Raw genomic sequence first — 21659 nt, 5'->3', positions numbered from 1 at the left:
AAACAGAAAGAGATTCCCATGTCGAGTTTAGTTCCCATTGTCATTGAAAAGTCCGGTCGTGATGAACGGGCGATGGACATTTACAGCCGGTTGCTCAAAGACCGCATCATCTTCCTGGGAACCCAGGTAAACGACCACGTTGCAAATTTGTTGGTCGCTCAGATGCTTTATCTTCAGTTTGAAGACCCGAATTCAGACATTCACATGTACATCAACTCCCCCGGTGGTTCTGTCACCGCCGGGATGGCGATTTACGACACGATGCAGTACATCAATTGCGATGTCGCAACCTACTGCATGGGACAGGCCGCCAGTATGGGAGCTTTGCTCCTGACCGCTGGGGCTCCTGAGAAGCGATTTGCTCTCCCGAACGCCCGGATTATGATTCACCAGCCATTGGCTGGCATGGAGGGAACCGCGACCGATCTTGATATTCATGCCAAAGAAGTGATCAAGATGAAACGGAAGCTCAATGAAATTCTGTTGAAGCACACCGGTCAAACACTCGAGAAAATCGAACAAGACACCGACCGGGACAACTTCATGGATGCCGAGACAGCAATGGAGTACGGACTGGTCGATAAAGTTTTGGACAAACTCCCACTCGGTAACCCGGAGTAACGCATCGAAAGGGAGATCGGCCTGTTCTGGTTCGTGTCAAGTTGGCGATTCATCAGCTGAAACGAACTCATTGCGGTCGCAAAAACAGAGGCATGGAAGTGGAAGTTTTGGCAGCCGAGCAGCGTTTGTGACGCCAACTCCGGGGTCGGTTTCGAATTGCAAATTCTGTGTGGGAAATGGACAGAGTTTGAGAAGGTATTTCATTCACGCACGGATTGAAGCATTTGGCACGCATTCCGGTGTGCAAAGAGATGAGAGCATCGCGAAATTGAGCAACCAGTGGCGTTATTGACGCAATGGATCACTCACCGTAATCTGAATTTGGATCATGAACACCTCGTTGACAAGGATGTCGCCGCGAGTCTCTTTGAAACCGATTGTGGTTTCAGTGGGGGTCTTGTGTGTGTTGTATGGCTGTCGTGGACCGAGCAACGTCGAGCTTCTTGAAGCCCGCTTGCGAGAGTTCGAAGTGATGGATGATCAACGTAAAGCGGAATTGGTCTCTGTCCGTTCACAATTGAACATCGCCCAGCGTGAAGCTCGTATTTTGCGAAATCAAATCGCCGATTCTGGTGAAAAGGCCCCCGCTGTCGCAGCGACAGAGGCAATTGCCTCTGTCGAAGTCCTCAAGTTCAACACCTTGCTGACCGCCGGACAAAATAAAGATGAGACTCCGGGAGATGAACGCTTTCATGCGATTGTCTCGCCGTATGACAAAGATGGCGATTTGGTGAAAGTTGTTGGGAAACTCCAACTTGAAGCAATCGATCTCTCGCTCCCAGAAGACAAACGAACGATTGGGAAGTGGGATTACACACCCGAAAAAGCTGGTGAGCTCTGGCATAGCGGGTATCTCTCCTCGGGTTTGCGATTCGATTTGCCTTGGAACGAACTTCCTCAGGGGGACGAGGTCCTGCTACACGTCAAAATGGAAACGGCTGATGGGAGAGAGCTGACTGCCAGTCATACAGTCAAAATTGACCCACCGCGACAACTTGCGACGGCCCCTGTTGCTCCTGTTGCTCCGAAACTTCTCAATTTGTCGAGTGACGCGAAGCCCACTGAGGTGAAAGCTCCAGCCCCCGTTCCTGCTCCCGCTAAGGCGGAATCGCCCACGGCAGAGGCCGCGAAGCCTGCTGAGGCCACAAAACCTGAAGCAACCAAAGAAGAAGCCCCCAAAACGAATGTAACAGCTCCGATCCCGGCTCCCTCAAAGCCGGAACGTCCTGTTCCAGTGCTGGATTTGTTCGAAGAAGAGCCGGAGGAAGCGCCGGGCAAAGCAACGCTTTCTCCCAGTTCTACTCAGGGAGCCACGCAGATAGAAGCTGATAAAGTCGAGAGTGACGTGGCTAGACCTTTTCCCGGTGGAATTCAGACTTCCGACAATTGGAAGGAATCGACGATCCCTATTCTCAGATAATGGCGGATTTTCGAACTCGACTCACTGACGCTTTCTTACGTTCTTTGATCTCTCTAAGATAGAACTGTTCAATCCAAGTCGATTCCTCGGAGAATCCTTGGATTGCTGAACGCAAGAACAGTGTTACCCTCCGGGCTTGACCACATGAGCAATGTCAGTCTTGCAAGGTCGAAAGTTCAGAACGACCAGAATCGGTCTGTTTGGGTTGCCCAAAATTGGAGAAAGTACAATGGCCCGTAAGGGTGAGATGTTTGCAGGTTTGACCGTCGCCCTCGTGACTCCTTTTCGAGATGGAAAAGTTGATGAAGCCGGGTTGCGTAAATTGGTTGACGATCAAGTCGCTGCTGGAACAAACGCTGTCAGCCCATGTGGGACAACTGGCGAAAGCCCGACGCTCAGCCATGATGAGCACGAGCGTGTCATCGCTCTTGTTTGTGAACAGGCTGCCGGTCGCATCAAAGTGATGGCGGGAACAGGCTCGAACAGCACCGCAGAAGCGATCCGTCTTTCTAAGAAAGCTGCGGAAGTTGGGGCTGATGGAGTTTTGCTCGTTGCTCCGTATTACAACAAACCGATGCAAGAAGGCTTCTACGAGCACTACAAAGCAGTCGCTGAAGCAGTCGGTCTTCCACAGGTTGTCTATAATATCCCTGGTCGCTCCGCCAAAAATATTGAACCGGAGACGATCTGTCGGCTGGGCGAATTGGAGAATATCGTCGCTGTCAAAGAGTCTACCGGCTCAATGGATCAGGCTTCGCAAATCCTCAACGGCAGCAACCTGACGGTCCTCTCCGGGGACGACAGCTTAACACTCCCTTTGCTGGCACTCGGAGGCAGCGGAGTCGTCTCTGTGGCTGGGAACATCGTACCTAAAGATGTCCTGGCAATGATTGCAGCCTGGAAGGAAGGCAATATCGAGCAAGCACAACAATTGCACCACAAACTCTTCCCGCTTTGCCGGGATATGCTGGGATTGGCGACGAACCCGATTCCACTCAAGGCGGCCATGCAGCTGCTTGGAAAAGATACCGGGGATGTTCGTCTCCCACTGACACGCCTCAGCGAAGCGGATACCGCGAACCTGACGCAAACCTTAAAAACGTACGGATTGTTATAACGGAAATTTGTTTTGCTTTGCTGGGCCTCAGGCTCAGTAAAGCAAAGTTTCGGTCCATACATCGAGCGGTCTTACGCTCTAACGAAGAAACATTGCTTTCGACAATTCCTCTTCGGTCCAACAGCTTTCACCTGATTGAGAACGAACCCATGTCTGCTACTGCATCTTCCACTCCGATTACCTTTGATGAAGCGGGATTTGAGAGCTTCCTCTCAACTCGTAACGAACCCGATTGGCTCCTTCAGTTTCGCCGGGAGGCTTTCGCTCTTTATCAGCAAAAGCTTGAAGAACCACTCGAGCCTGAAGAGTACAGACGCCTTGACCTGCGTCTGTTTCGGCCAGAGAAATACCACGTTTCCGACGCCTCTCCAGAGGAAACGACCTTCGAAACACTCATGCAGCATCGTGGTGAATTCGGAGGATCGATTGTTCAAGTCGATGGGAAATGTGTCTCATCCTCGCTGAGTGATGAACTCAAAGCCAAAGGTGTTCTCTTCGGAGATATTTCCGAGTTACTCATCGAACACCGAGAACTGCTTGAGCCGTACTTCCTCAAGAAAGCCGTCTCGCCTGACGCGGATCGCTTCGCAGCCTGGCATTCGGCATTCTGGACTGGTGGAGCGGTTTTGTATGTTCCACGAAACGTCGAAGTAGAAGAACCACTTTACAGCCTGATTGGTTTACTGGAGGACGGTGCAACTGATCTCAGCCACACACTTGTCATCCTCGAAGATGGCGCCTCGGCAACTCTTCTGGAAGAGACTTCCTCTGCCTCTGAAGAGACGGCCGGACTTCACATGGGGGCTGTGGAACTGATTGTTGGTAACGAAGCCAGACTTCGTTACGTTCAACTTCAAAACTGGAATGACAAGGTTCATCACATCGCTCACCAGTCAGGGCGAGTTGGCCGCGATGCGATGGCTCAATGGACAGTTGCCGGCCTCGGCTCAAAATTGATGCACATTCATCAAGATGTTCACCTCGATGGACGTGGGGCACAGGCGCAGGTCAATGGTGTGACCTTCGCCACTGACAAGCAACTCTTGTCATACTACACACAACAGACACATCATCAGCCCGATACGTATTCCGACTTACTGTACAAGCAAGTCTGTCGCGACAAGTCTCGGTGTGTTTGGCGTGGGATGATCAAGGTCGATAAAATCGCTCAAAAGACCGATGGTTATCAACGTAACGATGCACTCATGCTCAGCTCTAGTGCACGAGCCGATGCGATCCCCGGCCTCGAAATCGAAGCTGATGATGTTCGCTGTACTCACGGAGCGACAGCCGGGCAGGTCGATGAGGAGCAGGTCTTCTACGCGATGTGCCGCGGGCTTTCCCGTTACGAAGCGATGCACATGATCGTCGAAGGCTTCTTCGCTGAAGTCTACGACCGCATCCCGGTCGAACTCGTTCGTGAAACCCTCAGCCATGCCGTGGAAATCAAACTTGGCATTGGCGAATAGTGGGTCATCATTGATCCTGAAAGAATCGAATAGCCTCCTGTCGTCATTGACTGGGGGCTATTTTTACATTCATACTTGTTGTATCGAACCAGTTTGAAATTCTTCTTGGGTCTGTCTCAATGATGTGTTCGCTCCGTATGTTGAGTCTGTTGTTCAAAACCGTCACCGTGATTGGCCTCACAGTTCGACGCTCTTCGCTTGACCGAAACCATTGTTCAGGGGCGAAGGTCAGAACGTTTTGCAATTGTTTCTTTGTCGTTGTCGCAGGGCTGATGGTTTCAACTTCCTTTGCGAAAGAGCCAGCTGATCAGGACAACAAAACAACGCAAGCTCGCATCGTTGTCAGTCAAGATGGGTCACACTTTGTGCTCGAGGGGAGTACGAAACCGTTTGTTGTCTGGGGGGTGAACTACGATCATGACGCAGTTGGTCAGGGACGTTTAATTGAAGATTACTGGCATGATGAATGGGAGACCGTTGTTGAAGATTTCCAGGAAATCCGAGACCTCAACGCCAACGTGGTTCGCATTCATCTACAGCTCGGGCGATTCATGGAGACCGCCACGAAGCCGAACTCGAAGAACCTCAAGAAACTGGCAGAACTGATCAAGCTTGCGGAAGACAACGGGCTTTATCTCGATATCACCGGGCTCGCCTGTTACCACAAAGCAGACATCCCGGACTGGTATGACTCACTTCCCGAGCAGCAGCGTTGGGGAGTCCAGGCAAATTTCTGGAGAGAAGTCGCCACGATTTGCAGAGAGAGTTCAGCGATCTTTTGCTACGACTTAATGAACGAACCGGTTCTCCCGGGGAAAGATGGTGAGAAAGAATGGTTAGCTGGTGAGCTTGGCGGGAAGTTTTTCGTGCAGCGAATCAGTTTGGATTTGGCAGGGCGAGAGCGGAAAGAAGTTGCAGCGGCCTGGGTCAAACGAATGACCGAGGCGATTCGGGAGGTCGACAAAAGTCACCTGATTACTCTGGGGGTGATTCCCTGGGCGCATTCATTCAAAAACGCCAAGCCGTTGTTTTATTCACCTGAAGTCAGCGGACCGCTCGATTTTGTCAGCGTTCATTTCTACCCCAAGAAAGATCATATCGATGAGTCGCTTGCAGCTTTGAGAGTGTATGAAATCGGCAAGCCTCTCGTCATTGAAGAGATTTTCCCACTCAGCGCGGGCCAGGATCAGACGGTTGAGTTCATCGAACGTTCACGCGACATCGCCGACGGCTGGATCAGCTTCTACTGGGGCGTCACCGTGGAAGAATACAAGTCCAAAGAGGGCATCGTCGAAGCAATCATGGCAGAGTGGCTCACCTGGTTCAAAGAAAACGCCCCACCGAAATGAGCTCCGGAGGGGCGTCGCTGAGGGAAAGTCTTGCGGTGCTTGCTGCCTCTATTGTAGATCTAAGTCCCAACCATCCTTGCAATCTGGACACTTGATGAGTCCATTTCTGCAATTCCTGCAATCAATCGAATTGTAAACAGGCACCCTGACAATTTTACGGTTATTTCCAAGGCCGACAGAACCAGAACGGAAGCTCGTTCGAGTGATTTTTCCGTTCACGCACCCCTTCACATTGCATTGGAGGATTGCTTTTCCAGAGCAGCGAATGCAAGTTCTATCTTCAAGGACGTTGTATCCTTCAGGTGACCTCTCATTAACTTTTGCAACCTTTGGGACTCCTGATTTGTAGTAGACCTGGACTTTTACAATTCCTTGCGAGTATTTGGCAACAAGGTCAGCCCATTCCTGCTTTTCATGGGCGACGATCTCTTCAGGTGAGAAATCATCTAAGTGTTTCTTGAGGAACTTGATCGCTTCAATTGACGGCACTCCGCCAGTAAATTTGGCTTCAATTTTGGTTCTGTCATAATAATCTGAAAATCCAAATGTTAGAATTGAGGCTACACGTCCTTGGCGATCAAGAATTGGCCCCCCGCTGTTTCCATGATCTGCGATTGCATCAAAGAAGTAGTATGAGGCATTGTTCGTTCTCGACTGATCAGGCAGCCCCGAGACGATTCCTTGAGTTGCTTTTAACTGGCTCCCAAATTGAGTAGGTAGAGGATATCCCAATATCAGCACGTCGCTTGCTAGTGGGGTGGTTACGTCTAAGAGAGGCAGTGGTGTCCCCTTAGATTCTGCGACATGCAATAATGCGAGGTCAACATCTTTTGAGACTGCTACTACTTGGCCGAATTTCTCTTCTGTATTGCCACCAGGAGAAGAGATGACGACTCCGATTTTGTCTGCCACACCCAAGTCGCCGTGGACAGCAACATGGCGGTTCGTCAGGTAGTAATTTGGTTTTACCAAGAAGCCCGATCCTGACCCCACGTTTATGAATGCGGTTGCTGCTTCCTCCTTATCTTGATTCGGAATCAGCCTCTCGTCACGTTCCTCTTGGTCAAATACTGGAGGCATATGTAGCCACCCTGTATTTTCGCCAATATGCTGGAATTTTTCAGAAGCGACGAGTTCTGCGAACAAGGATTCATATTTTTTGAGAATTTGCTCTGTAGGAGAAAGTCGTTTTCGCTTTGTTAGAGAAATTACACGACTCAAATTGTGAATGACTTCTGGACATTTGGGCAAGACTTCCGAAGCCATTCGGAAAGAGTGGAATGCATTCAGGTAGTCATTTTGTTTGACTTGAGCGATGCCTAGACTGTTTAGGGCAGCGCCATGCGTAGGGTTCCGACGTACGACTCGTTCAAAATGTTCTTGTGCGTTTTTTGGTCCGATAGTGTTTGAAAATGGAAGCGAGTAAATCAATCCAATCATGTAGTCTGCACGAATTCCATTTGGATTGGCGCGACTTGCTTGCTCGAATAAGGCGACTGCACCTTCTATGTTTCCCTCGCTAACTGCATTTAATCCAGCCTCGATGATTTGATTCCCTTCTGCGACAGCTTTGTCGCGGACATCTTTGGTAACCCATTGGGTCCCTAGCCTATACAAATTCTTTTCCGACCGATTTCGCCATTCAGCGAGCTCTTCATTAACACGTTCTAGTTGGAATTCGTCAAATTCGTAGCTCTTGGAAAATGCTTCATATAAAATAAAAGCATTTCTTGCGGAAGTCTGTTGTTTAATAGCTTTCCGTGCTGAGGAGAAGGAGCTGCTGCTAATTTCGGTCAAGACTTGTGGAATTGGTGGAGGGAGAACTTCCACCTCATCTTTCACTCGCTCAATCAGCCCGTCAGAAGCTGTCGAAGTCTGCTCTTCTGCACTTTCTTCATTTGTATTCGTATCGATTGGAGGACGGGTCTGCGATATCGGTGGTGCCGGAGTGGAGGAACTGTCCGCAGTGTTCTTTTCGTCAGTGTCAGAGACTGACTTCTCATCTGCCTCCGAGTGACTTTGCGTAGCCATCTTCGGGGGCGGAATCTGTGGCAACTCCGATTTGTTGGCTGAGGCGTGAGAACTAGACTCCGACGCGCTCCCCATGTCCTGCTGATTGACATCAGCATGAGGGGGAGGTTCGTTTTCATTGATTGCTTGGGGAGCAGCGACTCTCTCGTCGGTTTTGGATTGGAAGCCACCCGTGATAAGGATTCCGGCAACCACTGCCAGAAAACTTCCAAGGATGCAGGATCCGATTAATACTAGAGGAGAGACCTGGTTCAGACCGGAGGATTTCCTTTGCGGTTTTCTCTTTTCTCTTACAGGTGGTTTGCCCTTACTGTTCTTATTAGGGGTGTTAGGGGGACGTTTAGGAGGCATGATTTGTGGCCCTGACTGAATGCTAAGATGAAAAATCACAACGCAGCATTGTGTTCTTTGTAGTTTCAATTTTGGCTGATTACACGAGATGTTTCAACTGAAAAATTGTATTACCTCCGTAATCAAGAAGGGGGCAGGTATATCTCGTGCCGAGATGTTGTTCGATTACCAAAGGAAATTTTGACAGATTTACAGAGATGTTACATGATTCTTAAAATAAAAAAGCCCGTTGGAATGTTCTTTGGAACACTTCAACGGGCAAGGTGGGTGACAGGTTGTTACTGAGAGGCGTGAGCCTCATCTGTTTAGGGGTGGTTGTTCAGGCGGGTTGCAGGTCGCACAGGGCTTCTCGCAAACGGCCTCGGGCGGTGTGGAGTCGTCTCTTGATTGTCCCAATAGGACTCGCGAAGCGGACACTCATCTCTTTGAGCGACTGACCTTCAAAGTAGAAGGCGAGTAACGTTTCGCGATCGAGTGGTCGCAACTGGTACAAGCCGTCTCGAACTTGACCGGCCTCCTCCGATTGCAGGACGTCGTCGAGAGGAGCCTGATGGACAGCGGACACGCCGCCGAACAATTCAGGGTCCTGCATCGTCTCCCGTGGTCGGCGGACGGCTCTGTTGATCGCCATGCGAACTGCGATTCGCTTCAACCAGCCGACGAAGCGTTCTGGCTCGCGCAGCTGATCAATTTTTCGCATTGCTCGCAAGAAGACTTCTTGCGTCACTTCGAGTGTTTCCGATCGATTCCGCAATCGACGAAAGATGACGGCGAAGACAACGCCTTCGTACTCTTTCACCAATTCGCCAAAAGCATCTCGGTCGCCAGCTTGTGCTTGAAGCACCAATTCAATGTTTAATGTATCGGTCATATATCGTCTCCCCCTCGTGGGGCAACTATGAGACGACTCCATATCACCTGATCCCCTTTTCAGAGCAGTTTGCTCTACCGTGTGCCCGTGAAGAACGCATTTCTCTAGTGAAAATGCTGTTCGCCACGAGGCAGATCCTGCAAAGCAATTCGAAAGATGCTCTAGAATCACCTGAAACTGTCGCAATGAAAACTCTGTTTAGGAGTTTGGAATTTCAAAGCTGGGTTCAGGGTCAGTTTGGAGAGTCACCGGAGTCGGTCTCTTTGTGTCTGTTAGTAAAAAGGGTCGTACCTCTTCGTCCACTGGCTGTGTCTCCCCGTCAGTGCATGAGCTGAACTAATCAGGCCGACATGACATCCTTGCCGTAGTACGCTTGGCATGGAGACGAGACGCTTGCTTACGGAATAGGCTTTGACGAATGAATTCATGGATGAACCTTTATCTGATGGTGGATAAGAATATGAAAATAAGAATCCGCGTGACGTTATCGCTTCGAGGTTGTCGAGAGCGTGTCTCACGGACTGAATCCTGGAAACCTGGAATGGGCCGGTTCTGAAAGCGGAATGGTGCTTGCAGTCTGAGCCGGTTTCCAAATCAAATCTGGTAAGAAAACGCCAATCGAATTACGGAAAGAAACTGCACATCGATCGAGATGTGTGAATCCCCGCGGTTGGCACTTACCAGTGAGACCGAATTGAAAGCGTCGACAAAGTCGACGGGGTTCAGTTCAGTGTCATAAGGAAACTGCGCCGTAGGAATTCGCTCGACTAATCACGAGCGATGCCCACGCTGCCGCCGGGAGATCACCGGCATGTCGTAATAGTGCTCCGTCGGAGGAATGTAGACAGGACTGTTGCCAAGAACTGTCCTGCTTTATTGCTCCTGAGGATTTAGATAGCCGTTTCCCGGAGTCACAATACGAATCGACGCATTGGTACTCTCTGCGACTTTGACGCTTGGGGCGTACGTTGACACAGAGATCACGAACGGCGACGACGGTGACCATCTGGGCGACTGTCATTTCGACTGTGCCAGTTGTTCCGTTGATTTCCATGCCGTTTGTCATGATGCGCTGTGTCATTGTTGCACCTGTTGCGACTTCGTCGCCGTCGTCGATCTGCAAGTTGTTCGCAGATCTCTGGGAAACACAATTCAGCTCACGATTTGAGCTGTTGAAATGCTCGCTGGTTAGTCTGTCTCATTCCTTACGCTTCTTTTCGTAAGCTCAAATGGATGTCGTAACCTGGAGCAGAAAATCTCACTCAGTAATAGGACTGAGTGAGATGGTGAGATACGATGCGTACAATTCTGCAGGAACCTGAGTCCATTTGCAATCCACGCACCTTTCTCTACGTCTGTTGACTTCGGGTGTATCAAAAAGGTTCGTCTTTTTTGATAACATTTTATAGATTTTCTTACCCAAGATGAGAATTCATCGACAATCGATCCCCGAATTCTCATCGGGATTTCCCTTTCAAGCTGACATACGGAATGACCTATGTTTCGACTATCATTGATGTTACTGGTCCTGCTGGCCTGTAGAGTCAGTTCCTCCGGTGCTGCGGATTCGAGAACGTTTGAGGTTCGGCTCGATGAGAAAGTTTTTTCCCAGAACTACTCGGGACGGGTCGTTCTCTTCTTTAGCAAAGGGGATCGTGAGCCTCGCCTGGGGCCGAACTGGTTCGGCCCCGAACCATTCGTTTCAGTGGATGTCGAAAACTGGTCGCCCGGGTCGCCGTTAGAAATTTCGCTGACAGATCCAAAGGTTCGGAAGTTTCCTAAGTCGCTTACTGGTAAGGATTTGAGCGGGATGTCTGCTCAGGCAGTTGTCAGGTTGAATCCCTATGATCGAAATGTTGGGACAGGGGCCGGAAACGGATACAGCAATGTCGTTCGGCTCGCGAACGAACCGAAAGTGACCTTGCCGATTGTGAATCTTGTGAAGAAAGGGAGCCCGCAACTTCCAGCCCGGTCGAAAGTTGTGACGATTGAGTCCAAGTTGCTGAGCGATTTTCATGGGCGCCCCGTTGAGATGAACGCCACGGTGACTGTCCCAGAGGGTTATGAAACTGACACAAAGAAAAGGTACCCAGTTATTTACGAAATTCCCGGCTTTGGTGGGACGCATCTGGATCGACAACTCAAGCGACATTATCAACCCCGTTTGAACAAGCAGGGAGTCGACTTTATCAAGGTGATGCTCGATCCCAGTTGCCCGCGTGGACATCATGTTTTTGCGAACTCAGCGAATAACGGTCCTTACGGAGATGCACTGGTTCAAGAGTTGATCCCGGAGATTGATCGGCAATTTCGCACCGATGCCCGTCCATACGGTCGTTTTCTGACGGGGCACTCTTCAGGAGGGTGGAGTTCACTATGGATTTTGGTGAACTCACCGAAGTTCTTTGGTGGAACATGGAGTACCGCGCCCGATCCGATCGACTTTCGAGACTTTCAGCGAATCAATCTCTATGAGCCCAGTGAAAATATGTTCATCGACCGCGATGGGAAACGGCGTCCTTTGGCCCGAATGAATGGGCGGATTGTGCTGTGGTACGATGACTTTGCTCACATGGAAGATGTCCTTGGCTATGGTGGACAGTTGGAAAGCTTCGAAGCTGTTTTTAGCGGCCGTGACGCGAATGGTCTTCCTTATCGATTATGGGATCGAGAGACGGGTGAGATCGATGACGCAGTGGCTCGGAGTTGGGAGAAATATGACATCAATCTCATTCTCAAAAGAAATTGGAAAGCGTTAGCGCCTGCTCTTGCAGGGAAAATTCACATTTACATGGGCGATCAGGATACCTTTTATCTTGAGGGAGCAACCATGCTCGTTAAGGAAACGCTTGCTGATCTGGGGAGTGATGCCAATGTGGTGATTCTGCCTGGAAAGACTCATTTCGACCTCTTCGCTGACGGCCTTTCTCAAAAGATCGAAGAAGAGATTGCCGTTCAGTATCTTGAACATCGGAATGCGAAAGACTCTGAATAATCGATTATTGAGAATGTCATCGCTGGGTGTGCCGATCTTTCGCTTTGCTGATTATCATCACCTGAAACGATTCATGACTGCGAAGTGTCAGGCCAGCCAGTCGACAAAGACAGAATGCAACGACGCTCGTCCCCGGATCATATGACCCTCGATCATTTCAGCCTACGCCATGAATGAAGAAGCGAGTTACAGCTGCGCATCATGCGGCGAAGAAGTCGTGATTCCTGTTGATCTGACGCAAGGTCGGGATCAGGAGTTTGTTGAAGACTGTCCCGTCTGTTGTTGCCCGATGGTGATTCGAGTTGAAATTCAACCCGATGGCGAAGTCCACTGTCGGGCTGAGCGAGAATAATTTCAGACGTCAATTACGAATGAAGTCACATGGCTTCTGGAGAAACAAGTGAACCAGATTTTTCTGTTTGTAGCCAGCCTTGGAAACGTGGCACTTCTGATCACGATCTGGCTGGGATGGCGGATCGAGGATGCCAGTTCACTTTCTGAGGTCGCTCGGCAAGGAGTGTCATTCCACTTCCTGTTTGCTTTGGCGACGTCATCATTTGTTCTATTTGTCCATGCGCTCGTGTTGACGTACTTCATGGGGACTGGCCGCTGGATTCAGGAAACGAGTGAGGCCTATCAGTTTGACGGGGATGCCCGCAATCATAACATGAAGCTGAAATACAAAGTCCTCCCGGGAATGATGCTCTGCCTCTGTTTGATTCTGATCACCGGAGCATTCGGAGCCATCGCTGATCCTGCTTCAAATACGCAAATGGAGTACGGAGCGACAATTCATTTTACGCTCGCTCTCAGCTTGCTGCTGGCGAATCTTTTGGTCAATGTTATTCAGTACTTCGCAATCACTGAAAACTCCGGTGTGGTCGACGCCGTTTATCAGGAAGTTCTCAAGGTGAGAAAAGAACGCGGCCTGAGCGATTCCCAAGTCTCTTAGAACTGATCCTGAAAATTGAATTTGCTCTCTCAAACGTTGAGAAAAGCGGCTATTCCAGAGGTTTTCGGACTGGTTCTAGAAGACTTTCGTGTTTCACCATCATCTTTAATGACCGAGAGTATGACTTCTCCTTTTGACTGGATTGCTGACGAACTTCACTCGCTGGAAGAGCAGTCACTCATTCGGTCGCGGAGGAAGGTTCAACCCCTCTCGGGGGGGCGATGTGAAGTTGATGGCCAGAAGTTGTGGAATTTTTCCGGGAACGACTATCTCGGCTTGGCTGATGATCCCATCGTCACGACTGCCGTGATAGATGAGTTGAAAAATGGAACTGGGATTGGAGCCCGAGCCAGTGCGCTCGTGACTGGTCGCACACCATTGCATTCGAAGCTGGAAAAACGACTTGCGGAATTCAAAGGGACGGAAGCTGCGATTCTGTTTCCGACCGGTTTCGCAGCCAATTTCGGGGCGGTGACATCATTAGTCGGTCCGGAGGATGTCGTCTTTTGTGACCGGCTCAACCATGCCAGCCTAATCGATGGAGCAAGGCATTCGCGGGCCCGCTTTCGTGTTTATCCGCATTGCGAACTCTCGACGCTTCGCAAGGAGTTGGAGAAGTCTGGTAATTTTCGGCGCCGACTGATCGTCACAGATTCACTCTTCAGCATGGACGGAGATGTGGCTCCTTTGAGCGATCTCGCAAAACTTGCTGAGGAGTATGACGCGATGCTTCTGGTTGATGAAGCTCATGCGACGGGAGTTTTTGGGGAGCGGGGCTCGGGGTTACTGGAAGCTCAGCAGGTGAAATCGGAGAACATCCTTTCTGTCGGCACACTTAGCAAAGCAGTCGGTGCCCAGGGGGGATTTGTTGCGGGTTCCAAAAACTTATGTGACTGGCTGTGGAGCACGTCGCGCACCAGTATGTTTTCGACAGCACTTTCTCCAGTTCTTTGCGCGGCTGCACTTGCCTCGCTGGAGAGGATTCAGAGCCAACCAAGACTGCGAAGAGATTTACTTTCCCGATCAGAGAACATCAAACTTGAGCTTCAGTCGCAAGGTTGGACTGTACCAGAAAGCGTAATCGGTCCGATTATTCCTGTGATTATCGGCGAGGCTGAACGAACCATTCATCTGGCTTCTGAGCTTCAGGCGCTCGGAGTTCTCGTTGCTGCAATTCGCCCACCGACAGTCTCCAAAGGGACAGCTCGTTTACGAATTTCGATTAGCTCAGCCCATGCAGAGGCTGGACTTCGCTGCTTGCTGGAGAGCTTTCATCAATTGCGCGGCAATTGATTAGCCTGCTCTAAGTTTTTTGAGTTGGCGTTCGCGTTCTCCCTCGTGGTGAGCAGTCTATGAAGTCTTGAAAGCGAGCTTAACGGGCACGAAAAACATTGAATACGCTTTAGCGATTGACGTGGCTCTGTCGCTCCTTTCTTTTCTGGAGACGAGAGAGATTTTATGAGAGTGCAGATTTTTGCTAAGACCGCTCCGGTTGAGCGGAAGCTTATTTCGGTTCGTGGAGCAGTTTCACTTCAACGACCACTGCGCGATGATCCGACGGATAATTCTCAACGACGATGTCCGCGTACTGTTTGGATTCCCCAATAATTTTTGCCTCGGTGACACGCGCTCTTTTCGTTGAGCACATTACGAAATCGATTCGGTCGTGGCGGTCTTTCGGGTCAGTCACTTTGGTGAGCGGAGTCCATGTCAAACCCCTCTTTTTGACAGGGTCGGGATGAGCAACACGATACCCGTCTACAAAGCCAGCAGCCAAGACCGCTTCCGTGCTGGGCCAGCGGACGGATATGGGAGACTGCTCTGCTTCAACTGTTTCAGCGGTCCAATCGAGGTGCGACGGTTCATTGAAGTCGCCGGTGACAAACATTGGAAGGTTCAGCTTTTGAAACGTGTTGATTTCGGAGAGTAGCTGCTGTACTTGCTCTCCTCTTGCAGCCTTGGCTGCTGCGATGGCTTCTTGTTCGGTCTTGAGAAATGCCCCATTGTGGTAGGGGATATTCAGAAGTTGATACGGTTGATACGGTGCATGGGCAAGATGGGCGTTGAATAGGAAAATTGTTTGTTTCGATGGAAGCTGAATTTCCGCTCCCCATTTGTTCGGAGTCGATCTGAGAATTGGAAATCGGCTAATGATTGCGGTTCGTCCGTTTTGGTTGAGGTAATTCCATCCGAGGATCTCAGCCAGTTCTTTTGCTCGATCCAGACGCTTTCCTGCTTGCACCTTTCCCGCTGTCTCTTGAAGTCCCACGACATCGGCTCCGGCCTTTTGGATGACCTCCGCACTTTTGGAAAGCGGCTGACCTCCCGCCTCTCCTCCAACCCAGAGATTAAATGTCATGACTCGAAGTGTTTGAGGCTCGTCAGCTACTGAACTCCCTGTGAATGTGAGCAGAATCAGAAGTGCTCGGCATTGATATCGCGTAAACATTTGCATCATTGTTCGTACTTTAGATTTTTATTGCTTGGACTGAAGTCTTCTTTTCTTGAGCACGGCATTGACCGTCCTCTCCATCACTACTGTACGTTGTCTGCTTGCTTTTGAAAATGTTCCTTGCAGCCTCTCAAACGTACTGAATGGGCGTTTCCGCAGTGACGGGCATGCGGGATGCCGGTTGATGAATACCGCTTCTTCGGATAAGTCTTTGTGAAAGATTGCTTGGAAATGTTGCCAAGAATTGCACACTTTCCTACTCTGAGGCGAGTCGCCCTCCTGTTCGACATCACTTCCGACCGAAACTATTCCCGTGACACTCATTACTCGCCAGTCCGAGTTCGATCAACTTTGCGAAAAAATCGAGCAAGCGGGCATTGTTGCTTTTGACACAGAGTTCTCCTCAGAGTCGTATTATCGACCGAGACTTTGTTTATTGCAGTTCGCCTTTGACGATGTGATTGCGGGCGTCGACCCGTTCGAAGTCAAGGATCTCTCAAAGTGGTGGGAAATCATGGCGGACGACAAAACGACAGTCGTGATCCATGGCGGGCGTGAAGAAGTACGCTTCTGTCAGTTCGCAATTCGCAAACGTCCACGAAAGTTGCTGGATGTGCAAATTGCCGAAGGGCTCCGTTCACGCGGCTTTCCGATCTCTCACACGAATTTGGTGAACCGCGTCTTGAATACGTCGGTGAAGCATGGCAAAGAAACGCGAACCGACTGGGAGCGTCGACCACTTGCCGAGAAGCAAATTCAATACGCTCTGGAAGATGTTCATCATCTGATTGAAATCTGGGAGACTCAACAACAATCGCTGAATGAATTAAATCGACTCTCCTGGGCTGAAGCCGAATTCGAACGATTCGTGGAAGATGTCTTCGCTGAGGAACAGCGAGAAGGGTGGCTTCGACTTTCGGGCTTTTCTCGATTGAGTCGGCGCGATATGGCGACAGCGAAAGCGTTATTTCAGTGGCGGGACCAGGTTGCTTTCGAAAAGAATAAGCCGCCTCGCAGGGTCCTCCGCGATGATCTTCTAATCGATGTTGCCAAGCGGCAGCCGAAAACGCTGAAAGATCTCAACATGGTTCGCGACATGAATCGTCGCGATTACCAGCAGCATGCTCAAGAGATCTTATCTGTGGTGAAACAGTCAATTCAGATCTCTGAGGAAGACTTGCCTCCAAAGAAAAGGGGGAAACAGTACCCCTCGCAGGATGAAGTTCTCGCGAGAATTTTAGGCTTAGCCCTCGCCAATCGCTGTCAGGAATTGGGGATTTCGATGCCGCTTGTGGGGACAACTTCGGATTTGAAGGAACTTGTCCGCTGGCATGTCTTCGACAATCAACGGGGGAAAACGCCGAAGCTTCTCGAAGGCTGGCGAGGAGAAGTTTGCGGGAAAATTTTGACCGATGTTCTGGATGGAAACGTGTCGTTACGTGTTGTTGATCCACGGTCCGAAAACCCGCTCAGCTTCGATGTTGATCGCTCAGCGACATGAGTCATGAACTCCGCGAGGCCAATTTCGCATGACCTTAGTTTCATGTCTTCATGGACTCTTCGCTAGAATGCAAAACACAAACGCCAACTTAAGGAAAGCGATTGACGTTTCAAAAAAATCCTCCCCCAGATCCACGGTGGACCTGGAGGAGGAAAAGAGAGTCGAGAACGATTCGCTTTCAGTTCACTCTTAAGGACTGGTACGAATACCTAGCTTTGTCCTCTTAAGACCTGAATCAATCGTTCATTGCTGGCAGGTTCCTTACTTGCAGCAAGCTCCACCTTCGCAGCATGCTGCGGAATTTTCCTCACAGCATGGAGCATCGGCAACACAGCAGAGTGCGCCTGGAACACAGCAGTCGGGAGTTGCAGCGACACAGCACTCACTTGCTGCGTCACAGCATTCGCTTCCTTCAGCACAGCAGGGCAAACCTGCAGTGCAAACGGAGCAGCTACCGCAATCGGTACAGGAGCAATCAACGCAACTCACACAAGGTGTTGCAGTTCCTGCAACAGTTGTTGAGTTCATGCCGAGTGAAATCATCGCTGCCAGGAAGGCAACGGAACTTAGAACCAGTAATTGGCGTAACATGGAATATCTCCAGAAAATGTGATTGGTGAGCCATGAGTTTGGCTCAAAAACGCAAAGTCATTCGCATACACGAATGGACAAGAAGTCTCTTGCGTTCACACTCTCGGAGGTGGAGGAGAAGGGTGCTCACCACGGCTCTGTAGAGCATCGCTATCTAAGTCAATTTGACTGATTACGATGGTCGCTGTGAGTGATGACTGAGTTTCCAGAAATGAGATCGAAGTACTCGTTGAGCAACAACAATCTCCAGTCGAACAGGGACATTCCGATGAAGATTCGGGTGTCTGAGGTGAATCGGAGCTCTCGGGATGTTGCAGATTCTGTAAGGATGTGTCCCTCGGTGTCGACACATTGAGAGTTAAGTCGCTGAGTGCAGTGTTTTTCGTTGTTGAATGATGTGGTGCAGCGTCATGTAAGACCACAGCACAGCATTCCTGAGAAGCACGATTTGATGTGAAACCTGTCAAAATAGATTTGAAGGCGCTAGCACAACAGGAACTCGTACAGCCACCTGCATCGTTAGAACAACAGCTACCTGTCTCAGTGTCGCTGGTTGCGTGTGCAGCCGAGGCTCCATCGATGCACGAAAGCTCTGTCTCCACACCAAACAGGGGGAACCCCGTAAGGAGGATCAGCAAGGAGCAGAAGCTAGCCAGAATTTGGTGCATGCGAACATTGTATCCCGAAGGGGCAAGGGCAATCAAGAGGCCTTTTTTCGGTTCCAGGACTTTCGTATTTCACAGAGTCTTCTGGTTCAGCGTTTAATGACGCACTCGTCGAAGTTCAGTAATGCGTTGGCGACTGTGGTCATGGCTGCTAGATGTGATGGGTCGAGATTTTCGTCCGGTTTGAGGTCCCCAACAGTCAGATAATCCTTCGCTTGTTGCGGATGTTCTGAGAATAATTTGCGCTGAGTGTCATACAATTTTTCCAGGACGCCAAGTTCTTCATCGGTCGGTTGTCGACTGGTGAGGGTGCGGAACATGTCGACCAGGCTCTTCTCAACATCGTCACCATTTTTGTGGATCAGTCGCTGAGCCAAGCCACGGCTGGCTTCCACAAATTGCGGGCCGTTGAGCATCACGAAGGCCTGAAGTGGTGACGAGGTTTGTTCGCGTTTGACGCGGCAGACTTCACGCTTCGAGGCATCGAGTGTCATCATTACTGGAGCGGGGCCGGTTCGTTTCCAATAGGTGTACAAGCTGCGACGATACAGGCCGTCTCCTTTGGATCGTGTTGTCGGCTTGAAGGAGACCTCGACTTCGTACGGTTTTGCCGGCGCCCCACCTCGTTTCTGGACAAGGAGTCCGCTGACGGCGAGTGCGTTGTCGCGCAACATCTCGGCAGGCAAACGATAGTTTGGAGCCCGGGAGAGTTGACGGTTTTCTGGATCTGTTTGCAATGCGAATGGTGTGACATCTGAAGATTGGCGGTACGTTGCAGACATGACGATCAGTTTGATCAGCTGCTTCGTGTCCCAACCGTTTTCGATAAAATCGACTGCTAACCAATCGAGAAGTTCTGGATGCGTCGGCAATTCTCCCTGACTTCCGAAATCTTCAGGAGTTCTCACTAATCCCTGACCGAAAAGCATTTGCCAAATCCGGTTCACTGCCACGCGCGAGGTCAATGGATGCTCGGGGGAGGTGAGCCATTTCGAAAGCGTGAGCCGATTAGGGGGCTCGTCATTGGGGAGAGGGAAGAAAATGGTTGGAGTCTGTGCTGAAACTTTCTCAGCGCGGGCATCATAAGCACCTCGCGCAAGGCGGTAAGTCGGCTTCTTTTGTTTCATCTCACGCATCACCATGATCTCTGCGATACCATCGATGAGTGTATTAAGTTCGCTTCTCTTCTTTTGAACTGTTTCGAGTTGTGCTCGATATGCTTCGTTGACTGTGTGCAGGTAAGTCTCGTACAGATCGACTTCCGCATGCCCTTCCTTTGCGTCGGTGTCGTTGGGACGTTGGCTTAACAGACTGACTTCTTGACTGGTGATTTGACGCTCAAAGACTCGAAACTCATCAACCAGTCCATTCGTGAATCCGCGATCACGGAACCGTTCTCCGATGGCAATGTTGTCACCCCCGCCACCTGTGATTTGCTTGCTGAGATTGTCGCGAACAACTTCGCAATCAGCAGGCATCCCATCAAGGAAAATCTTTAACCCGGCAGCTCTGCTCGATCCGTCATAAGTCATGACAACGTGTTGCCATTGTTTGGTTGGAATTTGCTCTTTCGTTTTAATTCGAATCGCGTTCCCAGGCCAGAAATGGATCAGCGAAGCACTCAGCTTGCCCTCTTCGATCAACAGTTGATATCCACGACTCCCGGCATCGGTCCAGGCTCTGGATCGATGAAAGATGACCGCGCGGTCTTTGATATCAGGAGTAAGCATCCACAAAGAGACGGAGAACGGCTGAGCACGATTGAAGTTGCCGACTTCGGTTCCGACTGCATCGTCACCGGTTAGCTGGGCTGCTTTACCGAAGACTCCGTCGACCTGCTTGTTGCGTCCGGCAACCGTTTCAAAATCGAGAAATGCGACCTCCCCTTGAACAGGAGTAGAGACCTTTGGTTTCTCTTTGAGCCATGTTTGGAATGCAGCCTGCTGTGAGTCAGCAATCTCTTTCAGCTTGGCTTCTTCAGCTGCGATCGAGGCTTTCAGATCAGCGATGGATTTCTTTTGTGAATCGTTTGCCAGAAGCAATGTGGGGGTGGGAACAGCAGGAGTGAAGAACGAGTAGAGCCCTGCTTCGTCGATGTTGTCGAAGAATGCGGAGAACTGGTAATACTCGCTTTGAGTGATTGGGTCGAATTTATGATCGTGACACCGGCAACATTCGAGCGTGAGTCCTAAAAATGCCGTTCCGAATGTTTGGGTGCGATCTGCGACATACTCAATCCGAAACTCTTCCGGTGTGCTGCCACCTTCGACTTTTTGTGGATGCAGGCGGTTGAACGTAGTCGCCAGAATTTGATCGTCGGTCGCGTTCGGTAAGAGGTCGCCAGCGAGTTGCTCGGTGATGAATTGATCGTACGGGATGTTCTTGTTGAAGGCACGCACCACCCAGTCTCTCCAGGGCCAGACATGGCGGTCCCGGTCGACTTGATACCCATACGTATCGCTATAGCGCGCGACATCCAGCCAGTCGGAGGCCATCCGTTCTCCGTAAGCCTCTGAGGCGAGCAATCGATCAACAGCCTTTTCGTAGGCGTTCTTAGAGGTGTCAGCAGCGAACGCATCGAGTTCTTCGAGAGTTGGTGGCAGGCCAGTAAGATCGAAGCTGACCCGCCGCAGAAGTTTTTCCTTTGCAGCTTCCGGATTGGGTTGCAGTTTCTGTTCTTCAATTCGTCGCAGAATAAACCTGTCAATTCCATTGCGGACCCAGTCCTCGTGTTCCACTTGAGGGAACTCCGCTTTCACGGGAGGAAGAAAAGCCCAGTGACCTTCGTATTTCGCTCCCTGTTGAATCCATTGACCGATCATGTCGATCTGAGTTTGTGTGAGCTCGATTTTCGACTTTGGCGGCGGCATTTTCGTGTCGGGATCATCGGTCGAAATTCTTAAAAAGACTTCACTCTGCTGAGGATCTCCCGGCTTAATGACATGTGAGCCTGCACCAAATTCCAAGGCTTTGAATGCTTCTTCTTCGATGTCCAACCGCAAATCAGCTTCACGGGTTGCCGCATCTGGCCCATGGCAGAGAAAGCATCGGTCCGAGAGAATCGGCCTGATGTCTTGATTAAACGTAATTTTCTCTGCTCCGCTTGCCAGCGTGCTGACAATGAAAATTCCAAAGAGAGCGACCACGGTGATCAACTTTTTCGCGAGAGCGGGAGAGTTCATGGTTTGTACACTCTGAGTCATTTTCTTGGAGCATTTTCGATGTTTGTCGTGCCCGTGAAACTCACTTCCATAACTTCATAGCCTGCTCGCCA

Annotated in this window: 16 protein-coding genes; 10 read left to right on the top strand and 6 right to left on the bottom strand. The window is 50.3% G+C overall.

Annotated features, from left to right (window positions below):
- Positions 1–18: 18 nt before the first annotated feature.
- The 5 genes from clpP (at position 19) to Mal48_RS17435 (ending at position 5976) form a co-directional block, all read left to right on the top strand.
- On the top strand, positions 19–621 hold the full coding sequence (gene clpP, locus Mal48_RS17455; protein WP_145202506.1) for an ATP-dependent Clp endopeptidase proteolytic subunit ClpP: 603 nt from the start codon (positions 19–21) through the stop codon (positions 619–621).
- 328 nt (positions 622–949) lie between these two features.
- Positions 950–2041: a prolipoprotein diacylglyceryl transferase gene (locus tag Mal48_RS17450; RefSeq protein WP_145202503.1), complete on the top strand. Its 1092-nt coding sequence runs from the start codon at positions 950–952 to the stop codon at positions 2039–2041.
- A 229-nt stretch (positions 2042–2270) separates the two neighbouring features.
- On the top strand, positions 2271–3158 hold the full coding sequence (dapA, locus tag Mal48_RS17445; protein WP_145202500.1) for a 4-hydroxy-tetrahydrodipicolinate synthase: 888 nt from the start codon (positions 2271–2273) through the stop codon (positions 3156–3158).
- 149 nt (positions 3159–3307) lie between these two features.
- Positions 3308–4627 carry a Fe-S cluster assembly protein SufD gene (sufD, locus tag Mal48_RS17440; protein ID WP_145202497.1) on the top strand — a complete coding sequence of 440 codons (1320 nt, stop codon included), beginning with the start codon at positions 3308–3310 and terminating at the stop codon, positions 4625–4627.
- Positions 4628–4899: 272 nt separating this feature from the next.
- Positions 4900–5976: a cellulase family glycosylhydrolase gene (locus tag Mal48_RS17435; RefSeq protein WP_145202494.1), complete on the top strand. Its 1077-nt coding sequence runs from the start codon at positions 4900–4902 to the stop codon at positions 5974–5976.
- Between the two features lie 48 nt (positions 5977–6024).
- Here Mal48_RS17435 and Mal48_RS17430 read toward each other — a convergent pair whose 3' ends face one another.
- From Mal48_RS17430 to Mal48_RS17420, 3 genes are all read right to left on the bottom strand, one after another.
- Positions 6025–7818 (bottom strand): trypsin-like peptidase domain-containing protein, encoded by a 1794-nt coding sequence (locus Mal48_RS17430; protein ID WP_197441792.1) that lies wholly within the window; start codon positions 7816–7818, stop codon positions 6025–6027.
- Positions 7819–8677: 859 nt separating this feature from the next.
- Positions 8678–9229, bottom strand: a complete 552-nt coding sequence (locus tag Mal48_RS17425; protein ID WP_145202488.1) for an RNA polymerase sigma factor — start codon at positions 9227–9229, stop codon at positions 8678–8680.
- Positions 9230–9962: 733 nt separating this feature from the next.
- The gene (locus Mal48_RS17420; protein WP_145202485.1) at positions 9963–10310 is read right to left on the bottom strand and encodes a hypothetical protein; all 348 of its coding nucleotides are present in this window, start codon (positions 10308–10310) and stop codon (positions 9963–9965) included.
- Positions 10311–10727: 417 nt separating this feature from the next.
- On the opposite strand from Mal48_RS17420, the gene Mal48_RS17415 reads away from it, so the two are divergent.
- The 4 genes from Mal48_RS17415 to bioF all read left to right on the top strand — a co-directional run bounded on the left by Mal48_RS17415 (position 10728) and on the right by bioF (position 14469).
- Positions 10728–12224, top strand: coding sequence for an alpha/beta hydrolase-fold protein (locus tag Mal48_RS17415; RefSeq protein ID WP_145202482.1), 1497 nt, complete (start codon positions 10728–10730; stop codon positions 12222–12224).
- Between the two features lie 169 nt (positions 12225–12393).
- Positions 12394–12576, top strand: a complete 183-nt coding sequence (locus tag Mal48_RS17410) for a CPXCG motif-containing cysteine-rich protein (protein ID WP_145202479.1) — start codon at positions 12394–12396, stop codon at positions 12574–12576.
- A 48-nt stretch (positions 12577–12624) separates the two neighbouring features.
- Positions 12625–13176: a hypothetical protein gene (locus Mal48_RS17405; RefSeq protein WP_145202477.1), complete on the top strand. Its 552-nt coding sequence runs from the start codon at positions 12625–12627 to the stop codon at positions 13174–13176.
- 120 nt (positions 13177–13296) lie between these two features.
- Positions 13297–14469, top strand: coding sequence for an 8-amino-7-oxononanoate synthase (gene bioF, locus Mal48_RS17400; protein ID WP_197441791.1), 1173 nt, complete (start codon positions 13297–13299; stop codon positions 14467–14469).
- A gap of 211 nt (positions 14470–14680) precedes the next feature.
- Here the strand turns inward: bioF and Mal48_RS17395 are convergent, their stop codons facing one another.
- A complete protein-coding gene (locus Mal48_RS17395; RefSeq protein WP_145202469.1) occupies positions 14681–15634 on the bottom strand; it encodes an endonuclease/exonuclease/phosphatase family protein in 954 nt (317 codons plus the stop codon).
- Between the two features lie 307 nt (positions 15635–15941).
- Between Mal48_RS17395 and Mal48_RS17390 the strand changes: the two genes are divergently transcribed.
- On the top strand, positions 15942–17129 hold the full coding sequence (locus Mal48_RS17390; protein ID WP_231739678.1) for a ribonuclease D: 1188 nt from the start codon (positions 15942–15944) through the stop codon (positions 17127–17129).
- A gap of 209 nt (positions 17130–17338) precedes the next feature.
- Here the strand turns inward: Mal48_RS17390 and Mal48_RS17385 are convergent, their stop codons facing one another.
- The gene (locus Mal48_RS17385) at positions 17339–17608 is read right to left on the bottom strand and encodes a hypothetical protein (protein WP_145202463.1); all 270 of its coding nucleotides are present in this window, start codon (positions 17606–17608) and stop codon (positions 17339–17341) included.
- 866 nt (positions 17609–18474) lie between these two features.
- A complete protein-coding gene (locus Mal48_RS17380) occupies positions 18475–21567 on the bottom strand; it encodes a DUF1553 domain-containing protein (RefSeq protein WP_145202460.1) in 3093 nt (1030 codons plus the stop codon).
- Between the last annotated feature and the right edge of the window lie 92 nt (positions 21568–21659).

This window comes from Thalassoglobus polymorphus (genome assembly GCF_007744255.1).
Lineage (GTDB): Bacteria > Planctomycetota > Planctomycetia > Planctomycetales > Planctomycetaceae > Thalassoglobus > Thalassoglobus polymorphus.
This window is presented reverse-complemented; position numbering and strand designations above follow the sequence as displayed.

Bases quoted from the DNA above. Each gene is read 5' to 3' on its own strand.
- Mal48_RS17380 (WP_145202460.1), bottom strand. From the start codon at position 21,567: ATGAACTCTCCCGCTCTCGCGAAAAAGTTGATCACCGTGGTCGCTCTC.
- clpP (WP_145202506.1), top strand. From the start codon at position 19: ATGTCGAGTTTAGTTCCCATTGTCATTGAAAAGTCCGGTCGTGATGAA.
- bioF (WP_197441791.1), top strand. From the start codon at position 13,297: ATGACTTCTCCTTTTGACTGGATTGCTGACGAACTTCACTCGCTGGAA.
- Mal48_RS17435 (WP_145202494.1), top strand. From the start codon at position 4,900: ATGGTTTCAACTTCCTTTGCGAAAGAGCCAGCTGATCAGGACAACAAA.
- Mal48_RS17450 (WP_145202503.1), top strand. From the start codon at position 950: ATGAACACCTCGTTGACAAGGATGTCGCCGCGAGTCTCTTTGAAACCG.
- sufD (WP_145202497.1), top strand. From the start codon at position 3,308: ATGTCTGCTACTGCATCTTCCACTCCGATTACCTTTGATGAAGCGGGA.
- Mal48_RS17415 (WP_145202482.1), top strand. From the start codon at position 10,728: ATGTTTCGACTATCATTGATGTTACTGGTCCTGCTGGCCTGTAGAGTC.
- Mal48_RS17410 (WP_145202479.1), top strand. From the start codon at position 12,394: ATGAATGAAGAAGCGAGTTACAGCTGCGCATCATGCGGCGAAGAAGTC.
- Mal48_RS17425 (WP_145202488.1), bottom strand. From the start codon at position 9,229: ATGACCGATACATTAAACATTGAATTGGTGCTTCAAGCACAAGCTGGC.
- dapA (WP_145202500.1), top strand. From the start codon at position 2,271: ATGGCCCGTAAGGGTGAGATGTTTGCAGGTTTGACCGTCGCCCTCGTG.
- Mal48_RS17395 (WP_145202469.1), bottom strand. From the start codon at position 15,634: ATGATGCAAATGTTTACGCGATATCAATGCCGAGCACTTCTGATTCTG.
- Mal48_RS17420 (WP_145202485.1), bottom strand. From the start codon at position 10,310: ATGACACAGCGCATCATGACAAACGGCATGGAAATCAACGGAACAACT.